Below are 12,796 nucleotides of genomic sequence, written 5' to 3' on the forward strand. Positions count from 1 at the left end.
CCCATCAAAACACAAATTATCGAATTTTATGCGCTTTTTTAATCGAGTTACACTCCAAACACCAGAAAGTGTAGAACTAGAATTTACTCTGGCGGGAATAGGTAATCGCGCCTTAGCACTGCTGCTCGATTATATTGCTTTGGGTTTAAGCATCCTTTTGTTTTGGATTGCTTGGGGAATTTTCACTGTTGGGATCGCGGATGCGTTTCCCAATCAACCAAAAATATTACTTTGGTTATTTGCGATCGCTATCTTAATTAACTTTTTTATCTATGTTGGTTACTTTGTCTTTTTTGAGGTAATGTGGCAGGGACAAACCCCCGGAAAACGCTGGGCTAAAATTCGCGTGATTCGCGACGATGGACGGCGAATTGGTATTCAACAAGCGACGTTGCGAGCATTACTGCGTCCAGTGGATGACCTACTATTTATAGGCGCATTTTTAATTTTCTTAAATCGTCGGGAAAAGCGACTGGGAGATTTAGTCGCGGGAACGATTGTAGTGCAAGAAGAATTTCAAGTCGCCCCTGCCAATTTTCCCATTTCCGAATCTGCCCAACAACTCGCTCAAAAATTGCCAGAAATGACTAATTTATCCCAGCTATTACCCGATGACTTTGCGACTATTCGCGAGTATTTACGGCGTCGCAATGCCATGTTACCCACAGCTAAATCCGAATTGAGTTTAGAACTAACTCGCCAAGTTAGAAGTATTATTGACTCGCCACCTCTACCATCGGGCGTAACGCCGGATGTGTTTCTAGAAGCGGTGTATCTTGCCTACCAGCAGCGATCTTTAAACTAATGTCAAAATAGCAGCAACTTAACAGTCCACCATAAAAGGTTGGGGACGAGGAGTATAGAGATGGCATATAGGGATTTCAAGAGCCTCAATTTAGCATTGGCATCCTTTAAGCTCACCTTGGTTAATACCCCCAATTTATTTGCAGCAATTCCTAGAATTGAACCCACAAATTTATTATCAGAATTCCTCAATCGCTATCAGTTGCTGGCCACCAACATTGGCACTGAAAAAGCAAAATCAGAGCTAATAATTGCCCCAATTTTATTAGACGTTTACTCGCGCTATGGTGGACAGGTTAGCTACTTTTCTGGCAACACATTGACAGTCGATGTCGAACAAGGACTTAACGGCGAATGTGATTTTATCCTATCGGCTTCATCTAACCAAATTGAAATCTCAACCCCAATTGTGACCGTTGTTGAAGCCAAAGACGACAATATTAAAACTGGATTAGGACAGTGTACAGCCCAACTGGTAGGCGCACAGCGCTTTAACAATAGACAGGGAATAACGCTACCTGTATATGGAGCTGTCACAACCGGAACTAACTGGAAATTCCTGCGACTTTCCTCATCCGTTCTAGAAATTGATTTGAGCGACTACTTTGTCTTGCCTCAACTAAACCAAGTACTAGGAATTCTCAACTATCCCTTTCAACAATATTTCTCTTTGCCATCGCGATCGCCAGAACGCTGAGTGCGTTCTGGCGACCAACCTACTAGCCTTTAAAACCGGGAAGTAAACTGGCACTCAGTCGTTTTATCCCATAGGTTGCTACGTCTGAATAACGCTGTTTACCGCAGAGGATTTGAGCCATAATTTGGCTAGCAACAGGTTGTTTGACGCCGACTTTGTAACCAACTTTAGGCATACGGAAGAAAACAGCTGCTAAGCGTTGCGCCCATACCATATCTGCACCCCATTCTTCGTTAATAATTTGGGTGTATTGTTCGAGGGCGTCTAAATCGCCGCCAATGGCGCGGTCGATTGCTTCCGCTGCTTTCACGCCGCTCAAGATAGAAGGACGAACGCCTTCTGCGGTAAACGGATCGACCATGCAGGCGGCTTCCCCAGCTAATACGGCGTTTTGGGTATGGAGTTTTTGATTGCCATTCCACAAGCAAATAGGATGGGTGAAAAGCTTGCTGGTGGCGCCGTTTAAGCCAAACTGGGTGGCGTAGTTAGTCAAAACGCCGTTAGAGTCTTGCAGTTCCCCGCCTTGGAACGTTCCGGCGCCGATAGAATAGCCGTCTGCTTTGGGGAAGTTCCAAATATAGCCGTTTTTGAGGATGCCAAACTCGAAGTTGATCTTGGCATCGGTGCCATTGGCTGTGGGGGTTTGTGCTTCTAAACCACCCGCGAGTCGGCTTTTACGGTCTTTGAAACCGAGCCATTTTGCCATTGGGCCTTTTGCTCCATCGGCGGCGATCAGGTAGCGACCTTCAACCGGACCGTTGGGGGTGAGTACTTGCCAGACTTCGCTCTTAAACTGAATCCCGCTAACTTCCGTATTTTCTCGCAGTTCGGCTCCTTGTTTCTGTGCCTGCTCGATCAAAAAATGGTCAAATACATCCCGCCGTACCATCCAAATCGGTTCCAGCTTGCTCAGCTGTATATCTACGGGATCTTCCATATTCCAGGTGTAGCGAATTGCATTCACCTTCAGGGAAATTGCTGGGTTAAAGTCAAAATCAAACCACTCGGCGATTGCGGGCGATACCCCACCCCCACATGGTTTGTACCGTGGCAGGCTTTCTTTTTCCACCACTAAAACCGAGCGCCCTCGCTTTGCTAAATGATACGCTGCGGCTCCACCTGCAGCGCCAGCACCGACAATAATGCAGTCAAACATATCGCTGAAATTTTGCTCCTGAATAAAAAAGGGGTTTAGATTTTGACAAAAAAGGGTTATGACTTACGCTCATATTCACGGTTTCTCCGCAAAATCCTTGGGAAAGGCAACCAGAGATATGCCTCCGGCACGCACTCGCGTTCGACGGTCGAAACCGGGTTTCTGGCCTCCTTTGAGCGTAAGTCCTGAGGGTGTTACCCTAGCAGCCGATTGCTTTAACAACTCATTGGTAACTCCTTTATACCTCATTTGTCATCTTTATTTCTTTGATATTGGCGTTTCCGTAATTTTCGCTACTCAAATTTTCCCCAGAAATTTACACAAGTAAGTTTACCCAGCATACAATTCATTAGTTACACGGTATGCAAATTTTTTGTGTAGGTAATAGGATTATTGATGAAGTTTTGGTTAACTTACGACCGGAACGATTTATTTTTTTACCCATGCGAGCCTTGCCTTATGATTTGGGAAGTTTGCATTCGCTACGCCAACGGCACCGAACGGATCGTTCGCTCTTACCAAAGTCGGGAAATTGCGATCAAGTATGTAGATGCGATCTATCAAATCCTGGGTTATCCACTCCACTGTGCTTACATTGTTCGCCCAAAACATTTTGTCCAGCCAGCGAGTGCCTTTTAGGGTTGTCCGCGAGAACGGCGAAGACAGCGCCTACTACGAACTGGAACGGAACGGCGAAGACAGCGCCTACTACGAACGGCAATCCCTTTGAGGCTAATCGCTGGTGCATCGGTTACTTTATACCGTGGTGATGTCTTTTTCTTTTTCGGCTAACAGTTCATCAATTTTGGCGATGTACTTGTCGGTCAGTTTTTGAATTTTATCTTGCATGTTCCGCGCTTCATCTTCAGAAACTTCGCTGCTTTTTTCCTGCTTGCGGATGTTGTCTACGGTGTCGCGGCGGATATTGCGAATCGAAACTTTTCCTTCTTCGGCATACTTAGCAGCTACTTTGACTAATTCTTTGCGGCGTTCGCTGGTAAGGGGAGGAATATTCAACCGAATCACCGAACCGTCGTTACTAGGAGTTAAGCCGATATCCGACATGGAAATGGCTTTTTCGATTAAGTTCAAACTGCTGCGGTCGTAGGGTTGAATTGCAATCGTACTCGCATCCGGGGTATTGATGTTGGCTAGAGATTTGAGAGGTGTTGGACTCCCGTAGTATTCTACCATTACCCGGTCGAGGAGTGCGGCATTGGCTCTACCCGTGCGGATAGAATTAAACGAGCGTTGAGTAGACTCAATCGCTTTTTGCATATGACTTTCAGCATCAGCTAACTTCACAAAAACCTCCGACAATTGTTCCCACAGGTTCTCCCATGACTGCGCGATGGATATTGCCGCGAACTCCCAGGTCAAACACCATAATTGGGATGTTGTTCTCTCTACATAGAGCGATCGCAGTCCCATCCATCACTCGCAGATCGTTAACCAAAACGTGACCGTAGGTCAAGCTTTGGTAGCGTTTGGCATCTGGATTCACGTGGGGATCGCTATCGTAAACCCCATCTACTTTTGTGGCTTTAAAAATCACATCGGCGTTAATTTCAGCCGCTCTCAGCGCCGCCGTTGTATCGGTGGTAAAGAAAGGATTTCCCGATCCAGCGCCAAAAATTACCACTCGTCCTTTTTCCAGGTGACGAATGGCGCGACGCCGGATGTATGGTTCTGCGACTTCCTGCATGGCGATCGCGGTTTGCACGCGCGTCGGCACGCCGATTTGTTCCAACCCATCCTGCAACGTCATGGCATTCATTACCGTTGCGATCATGCCGATATAGTCTGCCGTTGCGCGATCCATCCCTGCTGACGCGGCTTTGACGCCGCGAAAGATGTTACCCCCACCAACAACGATAGCGATTTGAACGCCGCTGTTGATCACTTCTGCCACTTCCTGAGCGATTTCTTGAACCACCGCCGGATCGATTCCGTAGCCAAGGTTACCCATTAAGGCTTCACCGCTCAGCTTTAGCAATACCCGCCGGTATGCTATCCCCATCTAGACCTCCGCCAGAATATTCCCACCACAATAATTATTGTTTATCAAGTCAAACAATCTCCAACCTAAGATAGCAGTACAGGGGGCAGATGTGCAACTTTTAAGCTAATCAAAACGCCCAAACGTGATTAACTATAGCATCCGTCAATTCTGACAAATCAGAAAGCACGATATAATCATGGGTTACGGTAAAGGCAGTTGCCTGCTTTGCACGCAATAAAATATTACGTGCGCCCTTGACATCACGGGGGATACGAATCCCACAATCTGGGCATTTGAACACTTTTACGCCACCAAGCTTGTGGTGAATGTAGCCACAGTTTCCGCCTTTTTTTTACCTCTATGATTCGTTGCACAGAACAACAATCACGCCTTTTATTGCTTTATTTTTGGCTCAAAGTTTTATTAAAAATATCAACAGTTTAGTCGCGTAATTGTTGTTAATTATGCGGGGTTTTTCCGAATTATTTTGGCTCGCCATCTGACTTTATTCAAAAGTAGGAAGAAAAATCCATGTAGTATTTTACCAAAAAATTAGTGTTTTTGTTGTGCAAATATTTGCTCATATTTTGGATTCTTTCTCTGATTCGACCAGCAGCAATCGTGATCTTTCTCCCCTGTCGGCAAGAAACCTTGGTAGAACGGCTAATTAGTTTGTCAAGGTGTCTACACTGCTTTTGAATGCGTCCGATGTCTCCCTTGGCAATACCACGTTGCATTTTTGTAATTAACTCAAGTTGCTAGTGATCTCTCTGGGAGCGGCTAATGGCTAATGGCTAATGGCGAGATTGGTAAAAATCCAAGATTAGCAAGCTGGCAATTAGCAAGCTGGCAACGCGCTTGTTTATAACTAGCAACTTGCGTTAATTACCAGGCTTGAACTGTATTGTTTGGCTGGTGGCTGATGCCGATTTAAACTTGGCAATCCCTCCATATTTTTTGCCGCTGCGGAAGGCATCGTCAGCTGCAAAACAAGCTGCTTGCCGTTACAGTACTGAGCCAGCCAGCACTTCTGTGACCTTGTGCAGTTCGGGGCTAGGATATAGCCTGATTTTCTGCACACTGTTGGGTTGAGGTTTTGTCGAGAGCGATTTTGAGTGACGGGTTTTCTTTTTGTAAGTCTTCTTTGATTTGTTTTGAGTATTTTTATTGATAGGCATAACCGTCGCTCCTATGAATAAACGAACAATATTTATAACTAATCCCTGCTACCCGACCTGTAGCCGTTGCGCTCTCGAAACTACCTGTTGCGAGGGCATTGAACCCGACCCACATAAGAGCCAATTTTTTTGCCCTTGGTGACAACAGCTTTAACTATATCGCCTGTTTTAAAACCAAAGTGTTTCTTGGTATTTGAGCGATGTCGAATTGGAAAACCAAAAGCATTTGTTCCCCACAGACGATTGCCATTCCCTGTCGCTTTGATAATCAAAGGGTTTGACACCAAAATTTTTGCATCAGGGGTTGAGGCTCCTACATTTGCAGCATCTAGCCAATGAGTTTTTTGCAAATTTTGACGACAACGGTTGAAACAAACACAAACATGAGTTTTAATCTCCCTTGCGGGGTAATGTGAACAGGGCTAACGCCCCGCTTCGCTAACGACAATGTTCAGAATCGGTACTTTCTTCAACACACTGGCTTAACCCTTGTACACCTGTTTAATGCTGAAGTTCTAGCAGCTCAAACTGGTTCATGCATTCGTAGGTAGGAATTTTAACGCTTGTTCCTACCGTGACAAAGTAAGTCTTAGTCTGGTGATGTGGGCAGGCTGCAATATTCGAGCTATGCCAAGAATGTTTTTTTTACCAGCCCCCGCATTTATGCGTGGGGTTCATGACCTATTGCCACGTCTTCAGGGTCGCCATTTGATTAAAGAGCAACCGACGGGTTCGGTAAAGGATGGGTTGATTGGTTCTCCTTTGAGCAATTGAGCGATCGCATTGCGTAAATAAGCCATCTCCACCAATTCCGGTGCTTGAGGACGATCGTTAATACTGCCGCAGTAACGCAGCACGCCTTTATCGTCTAACAGGAATGCCTGGGGTGTCACCGTCGCACCAAAGCTCTTCGCCACATCCTGAGTTGGATCTCGCAAGTAGGGAAAGTTGAGTTGATACTCGTCCCCGAAGCAAAGCATGTTGTCAAAGCTATCTTCGGGATACAAGCTAGCATCGTTGGCGTTGATGCCGATCAAGGTAAACCCTTCGCTCTCAAAATCCGCCTGAATTTGTTTGAGATGGTCGATACACCCGTTAACGTAAGGGCAGTGATTGCACATGAAAATAACGCCAACCCCTCGGTACTTTTCCAGATAGCGAGCCAGGTGGTGAACTGCTCGATCGATTCCCGGCAGTTCAAAATCGGGAGCGTAGCTGCCAATGGTTGTGCCGGTTTTTTCCATATCAGGGAGATTTTTGATTTGAGATTTGAGATTTGAGATTTGAGATTTTGGATTTAACAATTGAATTTTAATCGGTTATCTGCCGTTTGGTCGGTTTTTCCAGATAGGAGTTTGCACCAGCCTCTGCAAAAATCACCAAGTCATTATCTCGATCCTGACATAATTTTGACCCAGGCTGCACGGGTAGCGGAAAAACCATCACAGCCCACATTCCATAATCTATAAAGAATTGTAACAATAATAGATGGCACGCTGCCATAGGCAATCGCACCATTCATTCCCACTCCGATGATCGATACTGCTTCCACCACCACGACTCATACTTGGACTTGGCAAGGTTTCCCCATCTGCTATCAAACTCAAGGAAACTCTGGTCCCGCAGTCGTTCTAGTCCACGGATTTGGCGCTTCCTGGGGACACTGGCGCAAAAATATCCCCGTCCTAGCACAAAATGCACGAGTTTACGCGATTGACTTAATTGGTTTTGGCGGTTCGGCAAAACCCACCCCTGGAGTCGAGATGAATTACACCTTTGAAACCTGGGGAAAGCAAATAGCCGATTTCTGTAAAGAAGTCGTCGGCGGTGCCGCTTTTTTAGTCGGTAATTCGATTGGCTGTATCGTTGTTATGCAAGCTGCGGTAGATTATCCAGATATTGCCAAACAAGTTGCCTTAATCAACTGTTCCCTGCGGATGCTGCACGAACGCAAGCGCATCCACATGCCTTGGTATCGCAGCTTTGGCGCATCTGTGGTTCAACAGTTGCTAGGGGTGAGATGGATTGCACAGCTATTCTTCAGTCAAATTGCCAACCCTAAAGCGGTACGTAAAATTCTCCTGCAAGCTTACAAGCATCCCGAAGCCGTTACAGATGAATTGGTTGATATGCTAATTTCACCCGCTTTCGATTCGGGTGCGGTGGATGTATTTGCTGCCTTTACCCGCTATTCTTCCGGGCCATTACCGGAAGATTTGTTGCCAATTTTACCCTGTCCTGCCATCATGTTGTGGGGAACAGATGACCCTTGGGAACCCTTTGATTTAGGGCGAGAATTGGCAAATTACCCACAAGTACAAAAGTTTATACCTTTGGAAGGTGTGGGACATTGTCCGCAAGATGAAGCCCCGGAATTAGTCAATCCAATTTTACAAGATTGGATTTTACAGCAATCTGCTTAGTAGGGACAAGGCAGGAGAAAAACTTTGAGGAATGGGACACTTACTTTAGCCTTAGTCCCTACCCCCGTTGATTCGACTGCAAATGGCTACAAGTGTATTTCTCGCCCGTGGCAAACCGCTATCAGGACTTTAGTCCTGACTACGAACAGCATAAATACTTGTGACCATTGATACTCAATTTTCTTGGGAGTATGGCTGGGCTGTGCTTTTGTTGATTGTGGCAAAAAACAAGGAACAACGAATGGCGAACTATTGTCATAAAATATGATGATGAATCAAAGAAATTTAAAGTGATGCATGAAGAATCAGCAGACAGGATGGCGCCGAGTACTTTTTGGGACACGCACAAGTATTCTAGGCTGGTGAATCTTGCTGATTGCTTTTTCTGACGTAATATCTATTCTGGCAATTCGTCAAACTCTATTTGCCCGCTTAGAAAGGCGAATTGAAAAGTCGCTGATTCAAGAAGTAGAAGAGTTCCGCCAACTGGTTAGGGAGGGGAAAAACCCCAAGACGGGAGAACCTTTTGGGAGTGATGTGGATGGAATTTTCAAGCTATTTATGGCGCGAAATATTCCCGAGGATGATGAGTTTTTGCTCGCTATTTTAGACGGAAAACTGGAGAGAGCTAGCCCCAGAGCGGTGCCACCACCTTTAAGCGGGGATTCAAACATTATCAAGCAATGGGCGCAAGTAACCCAGCCAAGTCGGGGAGAAGTTTTAACGCCTGAAGCTACGATCCTTTATGCAGCAGAACCCGTGCTCGTTGAAGGCGAAGTTCGAGGGGTGTTTGTGGTCGTCCATTGGCTTTCGGGTGAACGTGAGGAAGTAGATGAAGCTGTTTTTGTTGTGATTCAGGTGGGAATTTTTGTCTTAGCTGTAGCCTCAACTTTAGCTTGGATTACGGCTGGACGGGTGCTGGCTCCCCTAAGCGAACTTACAGAAACGGCTCGCGAAATTAGCGAATCTGACTTGACTCGACGAATTCCCGTGCAGGGTTACGATGAAATTGCCGAATTATCTGCTACCTTTAACGAAATGTTGGAGCGCTTGGAAACTGCTTTTGCAAATCAGCGAAACTTTATCGATGATGTGGGACACGAATTGCGAACGCCGATTACAATTATTCGAGGTTATTTGGAATTGTTGGGAAGCGAAATTCCCAAGCAAAGGGAAACGATCGAGTTGGTGACGGATGAGTTGGATCGAATGAATCGTTTTGTCAATGACCTTTTGCTGCTAGCTAAAGCAGAACAACCGGATTTTTTAATGCTAGAACTGGTGGATATTGGTTTGCTGACTGAGGAAATTTTTGCTAAGGCAAAAGCTTTAGGCGATCGCAACTGGCGTTTGGAAGGTAAGGGAAAAGGACGCATTGTCGCGGATCGTCAGCGGATAACTCAGGCGATAGTGAACTTGGCGCAGAATGCAACTCAGCACACAAAAGAAGGAGATGAAATTGCTTTGGGTTCGACGCTAATTCAGGGTAAAGTTCATCTTTGGGTAAGGGATACGGGTGCGGGAATTTCCCTTGCCGACCAAAAGCGGATTTTTGAACGGTTTGCTCGTGCTTCTGCGAGTCGCCGTCGTCCGGAGGGGATGGGTTTAGGATTAGCTATTGTCCGCGCGATCGCAGAAGCTCACGGCGGTTCAATCGAACTGGTTAGCAAACCGGGTGCAGGCTCTACTTTCACCCTGATTTTACCACCGGAACCCCCCCAGGAGGTATTTTTAAATGAACCGCATTCTAATTGCTGAAGACGAAGAGCGAATTGCCAAATTTCTGGAAAAAGGTCTACAAGCAAATGGCTTCACCACCACCCAGGTTACCAACGGTAATGAAGCCGCTTCTATAGCTTGTAGCGAAAATTTCGACCTGCTGATTTTGGATATAAATCTGCCTGGTAAAGATGGATGGAAGATACTCGAAGAAGTACGGGGTCGGGGAGAGAAAATTCCAATTATTATTCTCACAGCTAGGGGCGATGTTAGCGATCGCGTGGCTGGATTAGAAAGTGGTGCCGATGATTACATGACCAAGCCGTTTAGCTTGGAAGAATTAGTGGCACGGGTACGCTTGCGGTTGCGCGATGCTAGCTCACCAAAAGCAAACGAAGAGATGGTTTTACGGGTAGAAGATGTTACATTAGACTTACGCAAGCGCGGGGTGAAGCAAGGAGATCGCACTCTCGATCTTTCTGTGCGGGAATTCGCTTTAATGGAAATGTTTCTGCGTCATCCGGGGCAAGTTTTGAGTCGCGATCGCTTGTTAGAACATGTCTGGGGTTACGACTACGACCCCGGTTCCAATATCGTAGATGTTTATGTGGGATATCTGCGTAAAAAGCTCAAAGGCGACTATATCGAGACAGTCAGAGGGATCGGTTATAAACTCCGGAGTAATCGGTAATCGGTAATGGCGTTCCCTTTTCAGACGTGGGAACGAGGGTAATCGGTCATGGGTAATTGGTCATGGGTAATGAAAACCAATTTTACCAATGACCAATTACCAATTGTGAGAATTTTCTCATTTATGATTCATGAAAAAATTATAAAATTTTAATATAATTTGGCTGCAAGTAGTAGAGCAAAAACAGTGGTTGAGGGTGAATTGAACAGGTTGTTAAACTTAGGTCAAAGTCTTATATTGGGGAGCTATTTAAGCTTAATTTACATCGAAAATTCCTTCGCGATCCACCTGCCATTTGCTCAGACAACACAACCGCAAACTCCCATTTTTCCAACCAACCCCAATCAACAAAATAAACCCAGAGAACGCATTACTCCAGTGTGGCAATTAACCGATGTTCAGCCCACAGATTGGGCTTATCAAGCACTCCGATCTTTAGTAGAAACCTACGGAGTAATTGAAGGTTATCCAGACGGAACATGGCGGGGAAACCGTCCGATCAGCCGCTATGAATTTGCGGCAGCACTTTACGCGGCGATGGAGTATCTGCGTCCAGTAACAAAAGAAGAGATAGAAGCAATCAACCGATTGCAGGCAGAATTTGCCACAGAGTTAGCAGAAATTAAAGGAAAATTTGAGAGAATCGAAAATCGCCAGGGGACGGCAGAGCCATTTTCTTTAAGTACTAAACTGACTGGGCAAGTGCTGTTTGCAGTCAGCAGTGTGGGGGATACTGAAAGAGCAGATGGGAGTGGGGAACGCACGGACAATAACCTCACATTTGGTCAGCGAACCAGGCTGACTTTTGATACCAGTTTTACTGGCAAAGATCGTTTGAGAACTCGCATCCAAGCTAGTAATATTTCCAGATTAGATAGAGCGACGGAAACAAGTATGGCTCGCTTATCCTTTCAAGGGGATAGCGGCAATCAATTTGAAATAAATCGCTTGAACTATCGCTTTCCCCTGGGGAAAAAAGCAACAATTTTACTTGAAGCAGTAGGGGGTGGATTGAACGATATAGCCGATACTCTCAATCCTCTTTTTGGTTCCTCTTCTGAGGGGGCAATTTCTCGGTTCGCAACGAGAAATCCCATCTATAGACAAGGCGGCGGTAGCGGCGTAGGCGTGACTTATGAATTTAACGATGTTGTTAGTTTGAGTTTGGGATATTTAGCAGAAGAAGCGAACGATCCGGGAATTGGAATTGGCGGGGGTGCTTATGGTGCGATCGCGCAACTCACCCTCGAACCCAATGACTCGGCGGCGATTGGTTTAACCTACGTGCGGTCTTACAATAACATCAATACGGGAACGGGAAGCGATCGCGCCAAGGATCCCTTTGATGACGAAAGTGAAGCGATATCTGCCGACTCTTTAGGAGTGCAATCTAGTATCGAATTCACACCTAATTTAACTTTATCAGGCTGGGTGGGCTTCACCCGCGCCACCGCTACCGATTTACCCGACAATCCTCAAGCAAACATTTTAAACTGGGCGCTGACGCTGGCGGCGAAGGATTTAATTAAAGAAGGCAGTTTAGTTGGTTTAATGATTGGTGTACCGCCAAAGGTCTTGAGTAACGATTTTGCCGTTGATGGTAGCGACTATGAAGACCCCGATACCTCATTGCAACTCGAAGCTTTCTATCGCTATCCAGTCATGGATAATATCGCCGTTACCTTGGGTTTTTTGGTGGTTACCAATCCCGAACACAACCGGGATAACGACACAATTTATCTAGGCACAATTCGGACAACTTTTAGTTTTTGATGCTAATTGCTAATTGCTAATTGCTAATTGCTAATTGCTAATTGCTAATTGCTAATTGCTAATTGCTAATTGCTAATTGCTAATTGCTAATTGGTCAATTGGTTATTAGCAGGCGGGACGCCTACACCACAATACTCTCTTCCCGCTGTGGTTAGTTAAATAACCCAAGTTGGCATTGCTAATAGCTAATTGCTAATTGCTCATGGGAATATTTTGCGGTTATAGTATTAGCCATTAGCCATTAGCCATTAGCCATTAGCCATTAGCCATTAGCCATTAGCCATTAGCCATTAGCCATTAGCCATTAGCCATTAGCCATTAGCCATTAGCCATTAGCCATTAGCCATTAGCCA

The 12,796-nt window shown here is 45.6% G+C and carries 15 protein-coding genes; 8 read left to right on the forward strand and 7 right to left on the reverse strand.

Annotation, left to right across the window (positions count from 1 at the left end):
* Nucleotides 1-28 precede the first annotated feature (28 nt).
* Both MiSe_RS20230 and MiSe_RS20235 read left to right on the forward strand, forming a co-directional pair.
* Complete coding sequence (locus tag MiSe_RS20230) at nt 29-805, forward strand: RDD family protein (protein WP_226584261.1); 777 nt, start codon at nt 29-31, stop codon at nt 803-805.
* Nucleotides 806-865: 60 nt separating this feature from the next.
* Nucleotides 866-1,501, forward strand: coding sequence for a hypothetical protein (locus tag MiSe_RS20235; protein WP_226584264.1), 636 nt, complete (start codon nt 866-868; stop codon nt 1,499-1,501).
* 22 nt (nt 1,502-1,523) lie between these two features.
* On the opposite strand, the gene MiSe_RS20240 is transcribed toward MiSe_RS20235, so the two are convergent.
* Entirely contained in the window at nt 1,524-2,657 is a 1,134-nt protein-coding gene (locus tag MiSe_RS20240; protein ID WP_226584267.1) for a geranylgeranyl reductase family protein, read from the reverse strand.
* A 58-nt stretch (nt 2,658-2,715) separates the two neighbouring features.
* On the opposite strand from MiSe_RS20240, the gene MiSe_RS20245 reads away from it, so the two are divergent.
* Both MiSe_RS20245 and MiSe_RS20250 read left to right on the forward strand, forming a co-directional pair.
* Nucleotides 2,716-2,985 (forward strand): hypothetical protein, encoded by a 270-nt coding sequence (locus tag MiSe_RS20245; RefSeq protein ID WP_226584269.1) that lies wholly within the window; start codon nt 2,716-2,718, stop codon nt 2,983-2,985.
* Nucleotides 2,986-3,116: 131 nt separating this feature from the next.
* A complete protein-coding gene (locus tag MiSe_RS20250) occupies nt 3,117-3,296 on the forward strand; it encodes a family 2 glycosyl transferase (RefSeq protein ID WP_226584272.1) in 180 nt (59 codons plus the stop codon).
* 117 nt (nt 3,297-3,413) lie between these two features.
* Here MiSe_RS20250 and frr read toward each other — a convergent pair whose 3' ends face one another.
* The 6 genes from frr to MiSe_RS20280 form a co-directional block, all read right to left on the reverse strand.
* Nucleotides 3,414-3,962 (reverse strand): ribosome recycling factor, encoded by a 549-nt coding sequence (gene frr, locus MiSe_RS20255; protein WP_226584274.1) that lies wholly within the window; start codon nt 3,960-3,962, stop codon nt 3,414-3,416.
* Nucleotides 3,949-4,677 carry a UMP kinase gene (pyrH, locus tag MiSe_RS20260; RefSeq protein WP_226584277.1) on the reverse strand — a complete coding sequence of 243 codons (729 nt, stop codon included), beginning with the start codon at nt 4,675-4,677 and terminating at the stop codon, nt 3,949-3,951. Before pyrH ends, frr begins: the two co-directional genes overlap by 14 nt.
* A gap of 109 nt (nt 4,678-4,786) precedes the next feature.
* The gene (locus tag MiSe_RS52790; protein ID WP_444980524.1) at nt 4,787-4,960 is read right to left on the reverse strand and encodes a hypothetical protein; all 174 of its coding nucleotides are present in this window, start codon (nt 4,958-4,960) and stop codon (nt 4,787-4,789) included.
* A gap of 957 nt (nt 4,961-5,917) precedes the next feature.
* Nucleotides 5,918-6,121, reverse strand: a complete 204-nt coding sequence (locus MiSe_RS20270) for a hypothetical protein (protein WP_226584279.1) — start codon at nt 6,119-6,121, stop codon at nt 5,918-5,920.
* A 411-nt stretch (nt 6,122-6,532) separates the two neighbouring features.
* Nucleotides 6,533-7,081 carry a thioredoxin family protein gene (locus MiSe_RS20275; RefSeq protein WP_226584280.1) on the reverse strand — a complete coding sequence of 183 codons (549 nt, stop codon included), beginning with the start codon at nt 7,079-7,081 and terminating at the stop codon, nt 6,533-6,535.
* 67 nt (nt 7,082-7,148) lie between these two features.
* Complete coding sequence (locus MiSe_RS20280; RefSeq protein ID WP_226584282.1) at nt 7,149-7,355, reverse strand: hypothetical protein; 207 nt, start codon at nt 7,353-7,355, stop codon at nt 7,149-7,151.
* Between the two features lie 14 nt (nt 7,356-7,369).
* Between MiSe_RS20280 and MiSe_RS20285 the strand changes: the two genes are divergently transcribed.
* The 4 genes from MiSe_RS20285 (at nt 7,370) to MiSe_RS20300 (ending at nt 12,443) form a co-directional block, all read left to right on the forward strand.
* Nucleotides 7,370-8,260 carry an alpha/beta fold hydrolase gene (locus tag MiSe_RS20285; protein ID WP_226584284.1) on the forward strand — a complete coding sequence of 297 codons (891 nt, stop codon included), beginning with the start codon at nt 7,370-7,372 and terminating at the stop codon, nt 8,258-8,260.
* A 369-nt stretch (nt 8,261-8,629) separates the two neighbouring features.
* A complete protein-coding gene (locus MiSe_RS20290) occupies nt 8,630-10,018 on the forward strand; it encodes a sensor histidine kinase (RefSeq protein WP_226584286.1) in 1,389 nt (462 codons plus the stop codon).
* Nucleotides 9,996-10,670, forward strand: a complete 675-nt coding sequence (locus tag MiSe_RS20295) for a response regulator transcription factor (RefSeq protein ID WP_226584287.1) — start codon at nt 9,996-9,998, stop codon at nt 10,668-10,670. The genes MiSe_RS20290 and MiSe_RS20295 overlap by 23 nt, the downstream gene beginning before the upstream one ends.
* A gap of 186 nt (nt 10,671-10,856) precedes the next feature.
* Nucleotides 10,857-12,443: an iron uptake porin gene (locus MiSe_RS20300; RefSeq protein ID WP_226584289.1), complete on the forward strand. Its 1,587-nt coding sequence runs from the start codon at nt 10,857-10,859 to the stop codon at nt 12,441-12,443.
* Nucleotides 12,444-12,796 lie beyond the last annotated feature (353 nt).

It is taken from the genome of Microseira wollei NIES-4236 (genome assembly GCF_020521235.1).
GTDB classification, from domain to species: domain Bacteria; phylum Cyanobacteriota; class Cyanobacteriia; order Cyanobacteriales; family Aerosakkonemataceae; genus Microseira; species Microseira wollei.

Excerpts from the sequence above, each read along its gene's own strand:
- MiSe_RS20230 (WP_226584261.1), top strand. The coding sequence starts at position 29 with ATGCGCTTTTTTAATCGAGTTACACTCCAAACACCAGAAAGTGTAGAA.
- MiSe_RS20235 (WP_226584264.1), top strand. The coding sequence starts at position 866 with ATGGCATATAGGGATTTCAAGAGCCTCAATTTAGCATTGGCATCCTTT.
- MiSe_RS20240 (WP_226584267.1), bottom strand. The coding sequence starts at position 2,657 with ATGTTTGACTGCATTATTGTCGGTGCTGGCGCTGCAGGTGGAGCCGCA.
- MiSe_RS20245 (WP_226584269.1), top strand. The coding sequence starts at position 2,716 with ATGACTTACGCTCATATTCACGGTTTCTCCGCAAAATCCTTGGGAAAG.
- MiSe_RS20250 (WP_226584272.1), top strand. The coding sequence starts at position 3,117 with ATGATTTGGGAAGTTTGCATTCGCTACGCCAACGGCACCGAACGGATC.
- pyrH (WP_226584277.1), bottom strand. The coding sequence starts at position 4,677 with ATGGGGATAGCATACCGGCGGGTATTGCTAAAGCTGAGCGGTGAAGCC.
- MiSe_RS20275 (WP_226584280.1), bottom strand. The coding sequence starts at position 7,081 with ATGGAAAAAACCGGCACAACCATTGGCAGCTACGCTCCCGATTTTGAA.
- MiSe_RS20280 (WP_226584282.1), bottom strand. The coding sequence starts at position 7,355 with ATGGTGCGATTGCCTATGGCAGCGTGCCATCTATTATTGTTACAATTC.
- MiSe_RS20285 (WP_226584284.1), top strand. The coding sequence starts at position 7,370 with ATGATCGATACTGCTTCCACCACCACGACTCATACTTGGACTTGGCAA.
- MiSe_RS20295 (WP_226584287.1), top strand. The coding sequence starts at position 9,996 with ATGAACCGCATTCTAATTGCTGAAGACGAAGAGCGAATTGCCAAATTT.